The sequence below is a fragment of the Campylobacter portucalensis genome (genome assembly GCF_009690845.1).
GTDB classification, from domain to species: Bacteria; Campylobacterota; Campylobacteria; order Campylobacterales; family Campylobacteraceae; genus Campylobacter_B; species Campylobacter_B portucalensis.
Window position 1 is genome coordinate 20,457 of sequence record NZ_VWSJ01000027.1, and the last position, 16,385, is coordinate 36,841.

Sequence of the window (16,385 nt, forward strand, 5' to 3'; positions counted from 1 at the left end):
GGTATTAAATGAAAAAAATTATTTTAGTATTATTTTTGATGATTGGCTTTTGTTTAGCAGATGGGAATTTAACAGATTTAAACAACTCTTTATCTAAAAAAGAGAATCTCTTTAACTCTGATGCTAAAGAGATTTTAGATGCAAATTTAAATGATTTAAATTTATCTAACAATACTAATATTTTAAAAGAAAAAAGAGATTTTTCTTTTTTTTCTTTATATGAAAATGCTGATATTGTGGTTAAGATTGTAATTTATATATTAGTTTTATTTTCTGTTTTAACTTGGGGTATTTTTATAGCCAAAATTTTACAATACAAAAGCTTAAATCAAGAGTTATCAAAAAGCTTAAATTTATTGAAAGATACAAATACTATCAATGATTTACCAAATTTTTCTCAAAAAGATATAGCCTTTACTCTTTCTTCGATAATAAGGGATGAAATTTCAAAGTCAAAATCTACGCAAAATTTAAACGAGCGTATAAATTTGAGATTGCAAACGGTATCACAAAACATAATAAGCAAAGCCAAAAAATTTACAGGAATTTTAGCTAGCATTGGATCATCTGCACCTTTTATAGGGCTTTTTGGGACAGTTTGGGGGATAATGAATAGCTTTATGGGCATAGCTACATCAAATAATACAGGTCTTGATGTAGTTGCTCCTGGAATTGCTGAGGCTTTATTTGCTACAGCTTTTGGTTTAGTTGCAGCTATTCCAGCTGTGCTTTTTTATAACTATACTATTTATTTAAATTCTAAATTTACCGATTTGCTAGATGAGGTTGCTACTATGTTTTTTGTTATTTTTGATAGAACAATGGATGGAAATAAATGATAAAAAGATCTCAAGATGAAGCGTTAAGTCAAATAAATGTTACACCCTTTATAGATGTAATGCTTGTTTTGTTGATAATTTTTATGGTTGTAACTCCCCTTATTACAAGTTCGGCAAAAATAGAGCTTCCAAAATCTACTCAAAATGCAAAACAAGATGATAAAAATTTAGTTATTATTTCTATAGATAAAGATAAAGTAATTTTGGTTAATAATGAAGCTATAAACAAGGAAAATTTAGCTCAAATTTTAGCTCAAAAAACCAAAAATAATTTCGATGAAATTATATATTTTTATGTAGATGTGAGTGTAGAATATGGGCTTTTAATGAAAACTATAAATGAGATAAAATCTCTTGGGTACTCTAAAATAGCTCTATCATCAGAGGTTAAAAAGTGAATAATAAAAGTTATTTTTATGGTATTGCTATATCTTTATTTTTTCATTTTTTGATTGTATTTTTAATTTTTTATAAGCATTTAAATAGTGGCGAAATGGGTGGTTATGGTGGCGAAGTTGATGAGTTTGAATCTGTTATGATAGTTTCAAATTTACCAATTGGAGATTTAAAAGAAGCTAGTGTAAATTCTGTTTTAGCTACTCAAAATTATGAAGCGATGCCAGAATATGAAGAGGCTAGTGTAGTTGATAATGTGGAAGCTTTAGAAGATAGCACTTTAAGTGAAATGGAATTTAATAGCGAAATTGAAATTAAAAAAAGTAAAAAAACGAATAAGGTTATAAAAAATGCACCAATAAAAAATAAAAAAATTACAAAAAAATCTGAAATCAAAGATGAAAATATTAAAAAAAAGCAAATTGATAAGCCAGTTTCTATGATTAGTGGAAATTTTAATCAAGTAGCAAAAGATAACTACTCATCTGCACCAATGAATGAAAATGGAAGTAAGATTTCATCGCCTAGCACAGGAAATTCTAATTCCAAAAAAGTCAGTTATCAAAGTTTAGTTTTTTCACATTTAAATAAATTTAAAAATTACCCCAAAAATTCAATTTTAAACAAAGAAGAGGGAATGGTTATTATTAGGGTTAAATTAGATAAAGATGGCAATGTACTTTTAGCTGATATAAAAAAAAGTTGTAATTTTGAAAGTTTAAATAATGCAGCAACCCAGCTTTTTAAAAAAGCTTCTCCGCTTCCAAAACCACCTGAAAATTTGATAAAAAATGGAGTTTTAGTTTTTAGTATGCCAGTTGAATATGATATAAAAAAATATTTAAAAAATAGATAAATTTATAAAGGCTTATATTGAAAAATACTTATATTTTAAAATTTTTTATAATTTTTGTATTATCTATAGTTTTAAGTGCTTTTAATATTGCTATTTTAGCATTTATAAATGATTTTATAGTAAATTTAAACGATTCAAATTTGTATAAATTTAGACTATTTGCGTTGTTTTTGGTTGTATTTTTTATGGTTACATATTTTGCAAAATTTACAATAGCTAAGATAAATAATACCCTCATTTATGATCTTAGAATAAAACTTATAAATATGATTTTAAATACTAGGATGATTTTTGATAATCAAAAATCAAAAATCCTAGCTTCTATTTCTAAAGATATTTCAAATATTTCAAATGGATTTATGCGTTTAAGTGATGCAACACAAGGGATTGTTCTTCTTTTAATGTCGTTTATATATTTTTTGTATTTATCTGTAAAATTAGCTATTTTTATTATCTTTTGGTTTGTTATTATAGGCTTTATTGTTTATTTTTTTATAAATAAAACTAGGAAGAATTATTTTGAATCTAGAAAATTTGATGATTTTTTATATCAAGACTACGAGGAGCTTTTAACTGGTTTTAAAGAGCTTAAAATGGATAAAAAGCGTTTAAAGTTTTTCAAAGATAGTATCTTTTTAAATGCAAATTTGCAAAAAAATGCAAATATAAATGCTGAAATATACAGTGCTTTATCTAGTAATTTTTTAAATGTTATGATGTTGGGTGGGATTGGTTTTTTGGTATATTTGAGTATAATTATGGAATTTGCTAAGATAAATGAAGCTATCACGATGGCTTTATTTATGATGTTTTTAAGAGCTCCTTTTATGATGATGATTTCATCAATTCCATCAATTTTAGTTGCAAATATATCTTTAAAGAAGATAAAAGATTTAAATTTAAATAGCAATACTTTATCAAAACAAAATTTAAAAAAAATGCAGTGGAAAAGAATTTTATTAAAAGATATTAGTTTTTCTTATGGTGAAAATTTAGTCTTGTCAAATATAAATTTAGAGATTAAAAAGGGCGAATGTGTGTTTTTGGTGGGAAAAAATGGTTCTGGAAAATCAACTCTATTTTTATTAATGTGTGGATTTTTAAAACAAAGTAGCGGAGAGATATGGGTTGATGATAAAATTTTAGAAGAGGGCGATTTAGATAGTTTTCAAAATACAATAAGTGTGATTTTTAGTGACTTTTATCTGTTTAGAGATATACTAGGTGATTGTGAGCTTGAATTTTGGAGTGATATTTTGAAGATAAAAAATAAGATTGATTTTCAAAATAAAACCATAAAAACATCAAATTTATCAACAGGACAGAAAAAAAGAGCAGCCTTACTTCAAAATTTGGTTGCAAATAGGGATTTTTTAATGCTTGATGAATTTGCAGCAGATCAAGATCCTAAATTTAGAGAGTATTTTTATACTTTTATAATTCCGCTTTTGAAAGATAGGGGCATTGGCATATTTGCTATAAGCCACGATGATAAATTTTTTAATATGGCTGATAAAATTTATAAGATAGAAGATGCAAAATTAATAAAAATAAGATAATTTTTATTTAGTTTATTTTATACGTTTTTAAGTTAATGAATTATATAATCATTATTTATATATTAAATTAGATTGATAGAAAATATATATTTATAAAATAAAATTTATGGACTTTATATGACTTTTAAATTTATTATGCTTAGTGTTTTTACGTTGATTGTGGCTTTAGTTTTAACTTGCGTAGGAAGTGTTGATATTGGATTGAATGATATAATTGGGCTTTTTAGTGGAGACATAAGTCAAACAAAAAGAGTGATTTTATTAGAGATTAGAATTCCAAGAGTAATAATGGCTTTATTAATTGGTATGCTTTTGGCAAGTAGCGGAGTTGTAACTCAGAGTGTATTTTTAAATCCTTTAGCTGATCCATATATAATTGGTATTGCTTCAGCCGCTACATTTGGAGCTGTTGTGGCATATTTTTTGAAGCTAAATGAAATTTATTATGCAATATTTGCTTTTATATTTTCTGCAATATTGTCTTTTGTGATTTTTAATCTTTATAAAAAAGCTAAAAATTTATCTACACTTTTGATTATTGGGATTGCATTTTCATCCTTTTTAGGGGCTTTTACATCTTTTGCAACCTATCTTATAGGTGAAGATAGTTTTAAGATAGTTGCGTGGATGATGGGGTATTTAGGCTCTGCTTCGTGGAGTAAAATTTTTATGATGATTTTACCTTTAATTTTGACTTTTATATATTTTTACTCTAAAAGGTATGAGTTAAATGTAATGCTTAGTGGCGACGATGAGGCAAAAAGTCTTGGTGTTGATGTCGAAAAAACAAAAAAAAGACTTTTAATAATTTCTGCATTGGCAGTTAGTTTTAGTGTGGCTTTTGCTGGTATGATAGGATTTGTTGGGCTTATTATACCTCACACTTTAAGAATGCTTTTTAAAACTTCAAATAACGCTATTTTAATACCTTTTAGTGGGATTATAGGAGGACTTTTTTTATTGATTTGCGATGGTATTGGAAAGAGTATTTTATCACCAACTGAAATTCCAATTGGTGTTGTAACGGCATTTTTTGGAGCACCTTTTTTTCTATTTTTAGCTTTAAAAGGCAGGCGTTTATGAGTTTAGAAATTAAGAATTTAAATTTTAAGATTGATGAATTTGAAATTTTAAAAGATATAAATTTAAATGTCAAGAAATCAAAATTTGTAGGTATTTTGGGACCAAATGGGTGCGGAAAAAGCACGCTTTTAAAAAATATTTTAAGAATTTATGAGCCAAATTCTGGAATTATAAAATTTGAAAACAGAAAAATGAGCGATTACAGCTTAAAAGAGTTATCAAAACTTATAGGTTTTGTGCCACAAAAATCAGCTATTTCTATGCCATTAAGCGTTGAAGATATTGTATTGATGGGTAGATATTCTCACTTAAAAAATAGCTTTGTTGGATATGAAAAAAGTGATTATTTAGCAGTTGATAAAATTTTAAAAAAACTCGATTTAGAACGTTTTAAAAAAAGAGTCGCTTTTTCTTTAAGTGGAGGAGAATTTCAAAGAGTTATTTTGGCTAGAGCTTTAGTTGGAGAGCCAAAAATTTTACTTTTAGATGAGCCTACTTCTGCATTGGATTTAAATTTTAGTGTAAGTATGTTAAAAATTTGTAAAAATTTAGTGAAAGATTTAAATATTTTAGGGGTTGTTGTGATACACGATTTAAATTTAGCCTCTGGAATTTGTGATGAAATTTTTATGATGAAAAATGGAGTGGTTTCTTATAGAGGCACTCCAAAGGAATTATTTAAAAAAGAGATATTAAAAGATATTTATAATTTAGATTGTGAAATTTTAGAATTTCAAAACAGAGCAGTCGTTGTAACTATTTGAAATCAAAAAAGGAAAAATAATGAGAAAATTTTTAATTTTATTTTTAGTAAATTTTTGTTTTGCTAAGGGCGTTATTGTTTTAGATCCAGCTTGTGTTGAAATTTTTTATATGTTAAATGCTGAAGATAAGATAGCAGCTATTGCAAAGACTCAAAGCAGTGAAATATGGCCTCAAGAAAAGATTAAATTTTTACCAAGTGTTGGAACATATGTAAAGCCAAATTTAGAAAAAATTATAGAAATTCAGCCTGATATGGTGCTTACTGGTTTTCACTCAAAAGAAATAATTGATGATTTAGAACGTTTTGGTATTAAATATATTGAAATAAAATCAAATAAATTAAGTGATATTTATAAAAACATACAAACAATTGCAAATTTAACTAATAAAAAAAATGAAGGTCAAAAACTTATAGATGATTTAAAAAATCGCTTAAATTCTCTTGATTTATCAAAAGTGCAGGGCAAAAAAGCAGTATTTTTTTATATGGGAACTAATTTGATGGCTCTTGGAAAAGATACCTTGGTGGGAGATATTTTTGAGTTTATGAAAATAGATAATGTTGCTAAAAATTTAAGCGGAAAAACACCGATTGTAACGAGCGAATATCTATTAGAACAAGATCTTGATTATATCTTATTTGTTGGAAATAGCCTAGAAGATTTGCTTAAGCAAAATCCAGTTTTAAGGCACACAAAAGCTTATAAAAATGGTAAAATTTTAAATATCAAATCATCGTCTTTGCTTAGAGGAACTCCAAGAATTATTTATGAAATAGAAACATTATATAAAGATTTTATAAAGTAAATTTAATAAAATAATTGTTTGGATAAAAAAGTATGTTTAGCAAAAGAGAAAAAGGTCATTATGTAGATAAAATCATAAAACCAGTTGCAGTTAAAGAAGAAGAATTTCAAAGTTTTTTAAATACAAAACCAAAAGATAAGAGTGCGATTTTATATTTTCACATACCATTTTGTGATAATATTTGTTCATTTTGCAACCTAAATCGAACTAAGTTAAATGATGAGCTTGAAGAATATACAAAATATATTTTAAAAAGTATAGAGTATTACTCTAGATTTCCTTACATAAAAGAAAAAATGTTTAAAAGCATTTATTTTGGAGGCGGAACTCCAACTATACTAAATGAATCACAATTAGAGCAAATTCTAACGGCTATAAATTTAAATTTTAATATATCTAAAGATGTTGAATTTAGCAGCGAAAGCACTCTTCATAATTTAAATTTAAGTAAATTAAAATTGATGCAAAATTTAGGTATAAATCGATATAGTATAGGAATTCAGACGTTTTCTAATATGGGACGAAAACTTTTAAATAGAGTTGGAGACAAAAATAGTGCCATCAAAAAACTAAGTAAAATTAAAGAAAATTTTGATGGCTTAGTTTGTGTGGATATAATTTATAATTATCCTAATCAAAGTCTAAAAGAGTTAATCGAAGATACTATAATTTTAAAAAATTTAGAAGTTGATAGCTCTAGTTTTTATTCACTGCAATTTCACGAAGGTTCAGAATTTTTAAAAAAATATAATCCAAGTTATTATGATTTAAATACAGACAAATTACTTCATAATACTTTTTTAAAAGAGATGCTAGAAAGTAATTACAAGCTACTTGAATACACAAAAATTAATAAAATTAACCGAGATAAATATCTATATATAAGACTTTCTCATGATGGTGTTGATATTTTGCCAATTGGAGTTGGTGCTGGTGGCAAGATAGGGGATTATAGTATTTTTAATATTAAAAAAGATTTGAAAATCATATCTTTTAATGATGAAATTAATCAAAAATTTACTAAATTTATATCGCTTTTTCAGTATAATAATATAGATTTAAATTTAGTAAAAAGTTATTTGGATGATAAAAGTTTTGAAAAAGAACTTAAATTTTTTAAAGAATGTGAAAAATTTGGATATTTAAAAATAGAAAACCAGTGCTTAAATTTTAGTTTTGATGGAATTTTTTGGGGAAATACAATAGCTAAAGAGGTTTCAAAAATAGCAAGAAAATATTTTTTAAGAATTTATGACAATAGGAAAAAAATATGAAGAATTTGGTAGTTTATGCATCAAAAACAGGCAATACAAAAAAAGTTGCAATCGCTATAGCAAGAAGCTTAAAATACGAGTTAAAAAGCGTTGATGAGATTAGAAATTTAAATGAAGTTGATAAGTTGATTTTTGGATTTTATGTAGATAAGGGTGATATGAGTGACGATGCTAAGCGTGTAGCTTTGATGATTAAAAATCGAAAAATTGGACTTTTTATGACGCTTGGTTCAAAATCTAATAGCGATCACGCAAAAGAGTGTTTTTTAAAAATAAAAAATAAATTTGTTGAAAATGGTTGTGAAATTTTAGGTGAGTTTTACTGTCAAGGTGCAGTAGATCCAAACCTTATATCTTGGATGAGAGAAAATTTAAGAGATACGATTACTGAAGAAAAAGAGAGAAACTGGAAAGAAGCTTCTACTCATCCTGACGATAATGATTTAACAAATGCAGTTTTAGCTTTTGAAAATTTTGAGTGACTTAAAAATAAATCTTAAAATTTACAAAATATCGATTTATTATTTAAATTATCTTGTGGTGTAAATTTGACTCCAAATATTTAAATTCACTTAGTTTTTTATCTTATATTTATAAGTGTTGTGATTTATAAAAGGATTTAAACTAACATTACAATGCAATAATGCCCATAAAAGAGAGTTGTGCTTATAAAAAAACTGCTTTTTAGTATTAATATTACAAGCAAATTAATCATAAAACCAAACACGCCAATACTCTTTTACATAATTTCTCATTTTATTATTATCTCAGTATTTTTTAAAAGTAATATTTAAATCCCACTCCAAATTTCCTTGGATTACTATTTTATAATTTTTGGGTCATCTTTGCTTTTATCATCAATTACAGCTGGAATTTCATTAACAGATAAATCAGACGGATACCAAACAAAAACAGCCTTAAAGATAAAAGTATTTTAATAGTTGGAAGTGGCGGCTTAGGAGGCAATTTAGCACTAAGTCTTGGAGCAAGTGAGATAGGAGAAATTCATATTGTTGATTTTGATAAGGTTTCACTTCATAATATCCACAGACAAGTTATTTTTACTTTAGAAGATGAGGGTAAATTTAAAGTTGATGTTTTTAAAAAAGTAGTTGAAAGTAGATTTGATGGAGTTAAAGTTATTTCTTATTTGATGAGATTTAGCCAATTTGCTAAGAGCAATGTGACTAAATTTGATCTAATTTTAGATGCAACGGACAATCTACAAACTAGAGGCGAAATTTCTAGATTTGCAAAATCTACGCCTTGGATTTTTGCAGCAGTAGAGGAATTTCACGGACAGGTTTGTTTTATAAAAGAGGCTAATTTTGAACCTTTTGTTAAACAAAATTTAACCCCAGGCGGAATAGCCGCACCTATTGTTATGTTTATAGCAGCGTTTGAAGCAAATTTGGCAATTCGCTATTTGGCAGGACTAGAAGTTGTTTTTGATATGCTTTATTATTTAGATATGCATAGCGAAGAGCTAAAAGTAAGTAAATTTAAGTTACCAATCTAAATTAAAATATTTTTTGCAAAAAGAGGAATATAGAGAAATTTTACTCCTTCTATTTTAAAAGGTTTAGCAAATTTATATAAATTAATAAATTCATTCTCATTTATATTTAATGATATATTAACGCCGTATTCGTTAAATTTATTCTTACTTTTAAAATTTTCTTTTTCTAAAAAATGTTCAAATCTTGAAATTAAGGCAAAAGGCACAAAAAAAATTAACTCATCTCTTATCTCAAATTCTATTAAATTTGCTTCATTTATTGCTAAATTTACACTGCTACTATACGCCCTTACAAGTCCGCCAGTTCCTAGCTTGATGCCACCAAAGTACCTTACTATAAAAACTCCTACATTTATTAAATCAGCTCCTCTTAAAGCATTTAATGCAGGAGGTCCGCTAGTTCCTTTTGGTTCTCCATCATCGCTTTGATTTTCTACTATTTGAAAATATTTATTGTAGTGACGATAAGCCCAAACTATATGAACAGCTTTTGGATGCTCAAGCTTTAGTTTTTCATGAGTTTCATCAAATTTATCAAATGGTACTAAATATGTTAAAAAATTTGATTTTTTAATCTCTTGTTTTGCAAAATAATGAAAATTTATTGTTTTCAAATTTATCCTTTTTAAAATTTGATAAATATTAGCTAAATTTGGTAAATTTAGACTTTTGCTAATAAAATAAACTAAAACAAATTTAATGTATATAAATTTTCCACTGCCTACAATGTCCTAGTTCGTCACTGCAAGCATCATATATCATAACAAAAGCACAATTTATTATAACTAGCATAAGTAAAGCACTCAAAATAAGACACATTTTGCCTTTTTGTTTTTTTATATAACGAAAATATCCAATACTTGAAAAAAGGACCATAAGAATAAAACTTGCCAAGATAATAATAGCAATAAATATTCTAATTATTCCTTCAAAAAAACCACCAGGACCATCACCTTTTATCACATCTGCTTGTCTAAAAATAATTAAAAGCATAAAAAAACAAAGCACGTTACAAATAAAAAGAGTCCAAAACAATCTATCTTTTTTCTGATTAGATTTTACATGTAAATCATAATTTTTAAAATCTTGCATTTAGCTTTTCTTTTATGTTAAATTTTGGTTAAATTTTATCTAAATTTGGTAAATTTAAAAGTTTTTGGGCGATTTAAATTTAAGGGGAAATTATCCCCTTAAATTTGGTTAAATGATTTTATTTAGACATTCTTTCTTTTGCATCTGGAGTAAATAGCGGTTTTCCCATAAGTTTGAAATCTGCTATAAATTTTTGTCCCTCATCGCTAGTTATCCAAGAGATAAATTCTTTTGTATTTTCGTAATCAGCATTTTGGCATTTTTTAGGATTTACAGCTATTACTGAATAGAAATTTTTAAGATTTTCATCGCCTTGACTAATTATTGCAAGCGGTGATTTACCTTTTTTTGTGTCTTCATATTTTATAAAAGTTCCTCTATCAGTTAAAGTTACGCCTTTTTGTTCAGCCGCTATATTGATAGTAGATATCATTCCTTGTCCTGTTTGGTTATACCAACTCTCTTTTTCAGGTGCTTGACCGGTTACCTTTTTCCAAACAGTTACTTCTTTATTGTGCGTTCCGCTTTTATCGCCACGACTAAAGAATTTGATTTTTTCATCTTTTATGGTTTTAAAAACTTCACCTAAATTTTTATTTTTAAATTTAGAAGCTAGACCTTTATCGCCAACTAGAATATAATCATTATACATAACAGCAGTTCTATCTATACCATTTCCCTCTTGTACAAATTTTTTCTCAACAGCAGGAGAATGCACAAAAAGCACATCTGCATCGCAGTTTTTGCCCATTTCAAGAGCTTGACCAGTCCCAACTGCAACCCATTTTAGCTCAACACCTGTTTTTGCTTTATAAACAGGAGCTAAAGCATCTAATAAACCAGTATTATCTGTGCTTGTGGTTGTAGCCATCATTAAATCTGCATCTTTTGCATTTAAATTTAAAGCCACTATAAAACTTAATGCTAAAAAAGTTAATTTTTTATTCATTTTTTACCCTTTTTAAAAAATTAGTCGCATTATAGCAAATTAAATTTTTAAATATTCTAAATTTGCTTATTTTATATGAAAATTCAGCACATTTTTATATTATTTAAATAGAATTTTAAAAACAATAAAAAGGTTTAGCTTGGATTTTGTAATTGATGGAATTTTTGAAGCGTTTAGATTGTTGATAAATTTTGATGAAGAGACGTATTTTGCTATCAAAACTACACTTTATTCATCCAGTTTTTCTATAATCATTGCTTTAATTATTGGAATGCCTCTTGGATTTTGCTTGGGATACTTTAAATTTAGAGGTAAAAAATTTTTAAGACTCATTAGCGATACTGGTCTTGCTATACCAACTGTTGCTATTGGGCTTATTTTATATGCTTTGCTTTCTGCTAGAGGGCCTTTAGGTAATCTTGAACTTTTATTTACTTTAAAAGCAGTAATTATCGGTCAAATTTGCTTATCGCTTCCTATTATAATATCTCTTACAGCGAGCGTTATAGAAAATATGGATATCAGGCATTTAAGACTTTTAAAAAGCTATCATTTGCAAGGTTTTAAACAAATTTTTACGGTTTTATTTGAAAATCGCTACTCTTTGCTAGTTGTTATTGCTACTGCTTATGGTAGAATTGTGGCTGAAGTTGGGGTTGCTATGATGATAGGTGGAAATATCAAATGGCACACAAGAACTATAACAACTGCAATTTCTCTTGAGACAAATAAGGGCGAATTTGCAATGGGAATCGCACTTGCTTTAGTTCTTGTTTGTATAGCTTTTTTGGTAAATTTGTCTATATATGAATTAAAAAGGCTTGATAGATGAAAATTGAAAATTTAAAATATTTATATAATTCAAATTTGATTTTAGATATTGAAAATTTGGAATTTGATACTTCAAAAATCACAGCCTTAATGGGTGCAAACGGAAGTGGAAAAAGCACGCTTTTAAGAGTTATTTCTGGAATAGAAAAGCCATTTTCAGGTGAAATAAAATCAAATTTAAAGTCAAAAGAGATCTCTATTTTATTACCAGAGCCAGTTCTTTTAAAAAGAAGTGTTAAAAAGAATTTTGAATTTGCTTTAGGTTGTATTGGTGCTTTAAATGAATTTAATGATAGAGTTTATGAGGCTTTAAATTTTGTAGGCTTAGATAAAAGTTTTTTAAATAAAAAATATTATGAGTTAAGTAGTGGACAAACGCAAAGAGTAGCATTTGGTATAGTTTTGAGTTTAAGAAGTAAATTAATTATCCTTGATGAGCCTACAAATAGTGTTGATTTATCAACCGCAAAAAATTTCTCAAAAGCTATAAAATATATGAATGATAATTATAAATGTGGATTTATCATATCAAGCCACGATGAAAAATGGCTCTCAGCAATAGCCGATGAGAGCATATTTCTATATGGGGGCAGGTTGGCTAAATTTGAGTATAAAAATATCTTTAAAATCAGTGATGGCAAGATAAAATTTGGAAAAGGTTTGGATATAAATTTACCATCAAATTTAGCTAATTTTAGCGAAGTGGCGATAAATTTAAATTTAATAGAAGTATCAAAACTCAAACAAGATGGATTTTTAAAAGGACTTGCTCACTCAATCTCAAGCGTTTATGGTGAAAAAATTTTGCTCAAAATTAAATATGGAGATTACTTAATCAAGCTTATTTTAAAAGATAGTGATGAAAAATTTAGCGTTGGTGATGAAATTTACTTTAAAATAGATGAGAGTGCTTATGTGGGGGTAGAGTAAATTTAGGTGGTAATTTATGAATAGTTGCAAGTTAGATATTTTAAAAAATATTATATTTAAATAAAAATTTTTAACTATTTTTTTTAAACAGATCAAAAAATGCTAAAGCAAATATCAAAAATACCACGTGGCAAGTCAGATAAACTCTATAAAATCCACTATCTGTAGATATTAAAATAGGAATATAGCAAAATGTCATAAAAAGTAGGCAAATAGCAAGATTATAGGTAATTTTTCTTTTTAAATTTAAAATCAGTAAGAAAGCTGAGACAATTAAAATAGCTAAAATCAATTTATCAAATAAAAAATAGGTCTTTGATACATCAAAAGAGATTAAATTTAAATTAAAAATTATATTAGTAAAATATTTTATAATAGATAAAATCAGTAAAAAAATAGTGATTATTAAAATACATAAAATCAAATTATATAAAAAACTATAAACTTTTAACATTTTTTATCCTAAGTTATTTTATAAAATAGTATTTTAGCTAAAATTGGATAAGAGTTCTTTAACACTAAATTTGATATAATCTAAAACTTTAATTAAAAGGCAAATTTATGATACAAACTTGTTTATTTCCTGCAGCTGGCTATGGAACTAGATTTTTACCTGCTACAAAAAGCTTACCAAAAGAGATGTTACCAATCCTTACAAAGCCCTTGATTCACTACGGTGTTGATGAAGCTTTAGAAGCTGGTATGAAACATATGGCTTTTGTTACGGGGCGCGGAAAAAGGGCTTTGGAAGATTATTTTGATACAAGTTATGAGTTAGAGCATCAAATTTTAGGAACAAATAAAGAGCATTTATTAAAAGATATTAGAAATTTGATGAACTCGTGCAAGTTTTCATTTACCAGGCAGCGCGAAATGAAAGGCTTAGGCGATGCTATAAATAAAGGTAGAGTTTTAACAGGAGATGAAGCTTTTGGAGTGGTTTTGGCAGATGATTTATGTATAAATGAGAGCGGAGATGGAGTTATGACTCAAATGCTTCATATTTATGAAAAATACCGCTCATCAATAGTTGCAGTTATGGAAGTAGATAGAAAAGATACTGATAAATACGGAATAGTTGAGGGAAGATATATAGAAGATGATTTAATGATAGTAAGCAATATGGTTGAAAAACCAAATCCAGATGAAGCAAAAAGCAATCTTGCTATTATTGGGCGATATATTTTAACGCCAAATATCTTTACTCATCTTGATAATACAACTCCTGGTAAAAATGGTGAGATTCAAATAACTGACGCTTTACTTAAACAGGCAAAAGATGGTATAGTGCTAGCTTATAAATTTAAAGGCAAAAGATTTGATTGTGGCTCGATTGATGGATTTGTAGAGGCTACAAAATATTTTTATGAGAAGCTAAAAGATGGTAACAAATAAACTTAAATTTAATAAAGTTAATTTAAATTTAATAGATGAATACTCAAAACGCATAAATAGCGAATTTAAAGATGGAAAGATTGGGTATTTTCATCTTCCAAAAAGCGATTTATCAAATTTAAATGAATTGAGTGAATTTAGTAAAAAATTTAGCGAATTTGTTGTGGTTGGAATGGGCGGTTCTTCTCTTGGTATAAAGGCTGTTTTTGGCTTATTAGAAAATGATAAAAAAGTGCATTTTTTGGATAATTTAGATATATGTTTGTGTGAAAAAGTATTAAATTCTATAAATTTTAAAAAAACCCTCTTTTTTATAATCTCAAAATCAGGCACAACTATAGAAACAATCACTATTTTTAAATTTATAATCGATAAATTTAGTGTTAAAGATTTTTCTAAAAATTTTATTTTTATTACAGATGGCGACTCAAATTTGGAAAAATTTGGTTTAGAACACGGTATAAAAACATTTAATATCCCAAAAAATGTTGGTGGAAGATTTAGTGTTTTAAGTGCGGCTGGTCTTGTGCCTTTTACTTGTTTTGGTTTTGATGTGAAAGAAATTTTGGATGGAGCTAATGCTTGTGCTAGAGAATTTTTTATAGAAAAAAATGATAATATTTTGCAAAAAGCTTATCACTATACAACTCATAAAAGTGCAAAAATTAATGTAATTTTTAGCTATGGTAGTAAATTTGAATATTTTAATGAGTGGTATATTCAGCTTTGGGCTGAAAGTTTAGGAAAAAAAAGAGAGTATAAGAGGCTTGGTCTAACGCCAGTTGCTTTGATTGGAAGTAAAGATCAACACTCATTTTTGCAACTTATAATGGACGGCGTTAAGGATAAAACAGTTACTTTTATTAAAGTAAAAGCAGATACAAAGGAAAAATCAGCTTCAAATTTATCATTTAAATATTTAGAAAGTTGCGATTTTGTAAACGGTTTTAATATGAGTGAAATTTTAAATTTACAATGCGATGCAACAATGCAAGCTATTATAAATGAAGGAATCAGTGTCGATTCTTTAGAATTAGAATGTCTTGATGAATGGCATATTGGGTATTTATTATATTATTATATGCTCTTAACTAGCGTTACAGGAATTATGCTAAATATAAACACATACAACCAGCCAGGAGTTGAAATCGGAAAAAGATTATTAAAGACTCTTTTGATTAGAGGGTAAATTCATCTTTATAGCGGTTTTATAAATTTATGATATAATAAAAAATTAGCAAAAATGTTTATAAATAATAATTTTTATTAATTATTTTATGCTAAAATCTGATAAATTAATTAAAGGAGACAAAATGTCAAAAGTAGTAGAACAATTAAACCAACTTCAAGCAGATGCACTTGCATTAAGTGTTAAATTTCACAATTATCATTGGAATGTAAAAGGAAAGCAATTTTTTTCTATACACAACTATACAGAAGAGGCTTATGAAGATATGGCTAAACTTTTTGATGATGTTGCAGAAAGAGCAATACAACTAGGCGGTAAAGCTTTAGTATGCCCACAAGCAATTTTAGAAAAAGCAAAAGCACCAAAAGTAGAAAAAGATTGTTTTGAGTGTATGGAAGTTGTGGAATTAATCAAAACTGATTTTGAATATTTACTAAAAGAATTTAAAAAACTTGCTGAATTAGCAGACGAAGCCGATGATAGAGCAACAGCTGGAATTTGCGATGAAAATATAGCTAAATATGAAAAATCAATTTGGATGTTAAAACAAACTTTAGCTTGATTTATGCTATAAAATGGTGAGATTTTGTTCTCATCATTTTTTTTAACTTTTTTAAAAATTTTTCGCTGATTTTAGTATCTTTTAAATAAATTTAAACTTACAAAATAAAATTAAATGAGTTTTTGCTATTTTATGATTAATCAATTTATGCTTTATTTAAAATTATTAAATATTTTTAGATATTATAAAGCTTTTGAGATAAATCAAACAATAAAAAGTAATTCAAGTGGCAAAATTTGTATTTATGATTTGATAAAATTGAATGTATCCTCAAAATATTGTCATTGCAATGATTAAAATATCACAAACTTTAGAGTATTAAATAAGATTAGATTTATT

General features: G+C 26.8%; 18 protein-coding genes. 15 read left to right on the forward strand and 3 right to left on the reverse strand.

Annotated features, from left to right (window positions below):
- The first annotated feature begins 8 nt into the window (after positions 1-8).
- The 10 genes from F1B92_RS06815 to F1B92_RS06860 all read left to right on the forward strand — a co-directional run bounded on the left by F1B92_RS06815 (position 9) and on the right by F1B92_RS06860 (position 9,098).
- Positions 9-839: a MotA/TolQ/ExbB proton channel family protein gene (locus F1B92_RS06815; protein WP_229770965.1), complete on the forward strand. Its 831-nt coding sequence runs from the start codon at positions 9-11 to the stop codon at positions 837-839.
- Positions 836-1,237, forward strand: a complete 402-nt coding sequence (locus F1B92_RS06820) for an ExbD/TolR family protein (protein ID WP_154571114.1) — start codon at positions 836-838, stop codon at positions 1,235-1,237. Before F1B92_RS06815 ends, F1B92_RS06820 begins: the two co-directional genes overlap by 4 nt.
- Positions 1,234-2,091 (forward strand): energy transducer TonB family protein, encoded by an 858-nt coding sequence (locus tag F1B92_RS09465; RefSeq protein ID WP_154571115.1) that lies wholly within the window; start codon positions 1,234-1,236, stop codon positions 2,089-2,091. The genes F1B92_RS06820 and F1B92_RS09465 overlap by 4 nt, the downstream gene beginning before the upstream one ends.
- A 17-nt stretch (positions 2,092-2,108) precedes the next feature.
- A complete protein-coding gene (locus F1B92_RS06830; protein WP_154571116.1) occupies positions 2,109-3,650 on the forward strand; it encodes an ATP-binding cassette domain-containing protein in 1,542 nt (513 codons plus the stop codon).
- A gap of 117 nt (positions 3,651-3,767) precedes the next feature.
- The gene (locus tag F1B92_RS06835) at positions 3,768-4,733 is read left to right on the forward strand and encodes a FecCD family ABC transporter permease (RefSeq protein ID WP_154571117.1); all 966 of its coding nucleotides are present in this window, start codon (positions 3,768-3,770) and stop codon (positions 4,731-4,733) included.
- Positions 4,730-5,497, forward strand: coding sequence for an ABC transporter ATP-binding protein (locus tag F1B92_RS06840; protein WP_154571118.1), 768 nt, complete (start codon positions 4,730-4,732; stop codon positions 5,495-5,497). Before F1B92_RS06835 ends, F1B92_RS06840 begins: the two co-directional genes overlap by 4 nt.
- 19 nt (positions 5,498-5,516) lie before the next feature.
- Entirely contained in the window at positions 5,517-6,305 is a 789-nt protein-coding gene (locus tag F1B92_RS06845; protein ID WP_154571119.1) for an ABC transporter substrate-binding protein, read from the forward strand.
- A 32-nt stretch (positions 6,306-6,337) separates the two neighbouring features.
- The gene (locus tag F1B92_RS06850) at positions 6,338-7,579 is read left to right on the forward strand and encodes a radical SAM protein (protein ID WP_154571120.1); all 1,242 of its coding nucleotides are present in this window, start codon (positions 6,338-6,340) and stop codon (positions 7,577-7,579) included.
- Complete coding sequence (locus tag F1B92_RS06855; protein WP_154571121.1) at positions 7,576-8,061, forward strand: flavodoxin family protein; 486 nt, start codon at positions 7,576-7,578, stop codon at positions 8,059-8,061. The genes F1B92_RS06850 and F1B92_RS06855 overlap by 4 nt, the downstream gene beginning before the upstream one ends.
- Positions 8,062-8,516: 455 nt before the next feature.
- A complete protein-coding gene (locus F1B92_RS06860) occupies positions 8,517-9,098 on the forward strand; it encodes a HesA/MoeB/ThiF family protein (protein WP_326833123.1) in 582 nt (193 codons plus the stop codon).
- Here the strand turns inward: F1B92_RS06860 and F1B92_RS06865 are convergent.
- The 3 genes from F1B92_RS06865 to tupA form a co-directional block, all read right to left on the reverse strand.
- Complete coding sequence (locus tag F1B92_RS06865) at positions 9,095-9,712, reverse strand: IMPACT family protein (RefSeq protein WP_154571122.1); 618 nt, start codon at positions 9,710-9,712, stop codon at positions 9,095-9,097. The genes F1B92_RS06860 and F1B92_RS06865 overlap by 4 nt on opposite strands.
- A gap of 82 nt (positions 9,713-9,794) precedes the next feature.
- On the reverse strand, positions 9,795-10,190 hold the full coding sequence (locus F1B92_RS06870; RefSeq protein WP_154571123.1) for a hypothetical protein: 396 nt from the start codon (positions 10,188-10,190) through the stop codon (positions 9,795-9,797).
- A 118-nt stretch (positions 10,191-10,308) separates the two neighbouring features.
- Complete coding sequence (gene tupA, locus F1B92_RS06875; protein WP_154571124.1) at positions 10,309-11,139, reverse strand: tungstate ABC transporter substrate-binding protein TupA; 831 nt, start codon at positions 11,137-11,139, stop codon at positions 10,309-10,311.
- 139 nt (positions 11,140-11,278) lie between these two features.
- On the opposite strand from tupA, the gene tupB reads away from it, so the two are divergent.
- The 5 genes from tupB (at position 11,279) to F1B92_RS06900 (ending at position 16,046) form a co-directional block, all read left to right on the forward strand.
- Positions 11,279-11,971 carry a tungstate ABC transporter permease TupB gene (gene tupB, locus F1B92_RS06880; protein WP_154571125.1) on the forward strand — a complete coding sequence of 231 codons (693 nt, stop codon included), beginning with the start codon at positions 11,279-11,281 and terminating at the stop codon, positions 11,969-11,971.
- Positions 11,968-12,900 (forward strand): tungstate ABC transporter ATP-binding protein TupC, encoded by a 933-nt coding sequence (gene tupC, locus F1B92_RS06885; protein WP_154571126.1) that lies wholly within the window; start codon positions 11,968-11,970, stop codon positions 12,898-12,900. The genes tupB and tupC overlap by 4 nt, the downstream gene beginning before the upstream one ends.
- 561 nt (positions 12,901-13,461) lie before the next feature.
- On the forward strand, positions 13,462-14,295 hold the full coding sequence (gene galU / locus F1B92_RS06890; RefSeq protein WP_154571127.1) for a UTP--glucose-1-phosphate uridylyltransferase GalU: 834 nt from the start codon (positions 13,462-13,464) through the stop codon (positions 14,293-14,295).
- Positions 14,282-15,484 (forward strand): glucose-6-phosphate isomerase, encoded by a 1,203-nt coding sequence (locus F1B92_RS06895; RefSeq protein WP_154571128.1) that lies wholly within the window; start codon positions 14,282-14,284, stop codon positions 15,482-15,484. The genes galU and F1B92_RS06895 overlap by 14 nt, the downstream gene beginning before the upstream one ends.
- Positions 15,485-15,608: 124 nt before the next feature.
- Positions 15,609-16,046, forward strand: coding sequence for a Dps family protein (locus F1B92_RS06900; RefSeq protein WP_154571129.1), 438 nt, complete (start codon positions 15,609-15,611; stop codon positions 16,044-16,046).
- The last annotated feature ends 339 nt before the right edge of the window (positions 16,047-16,385 follow it).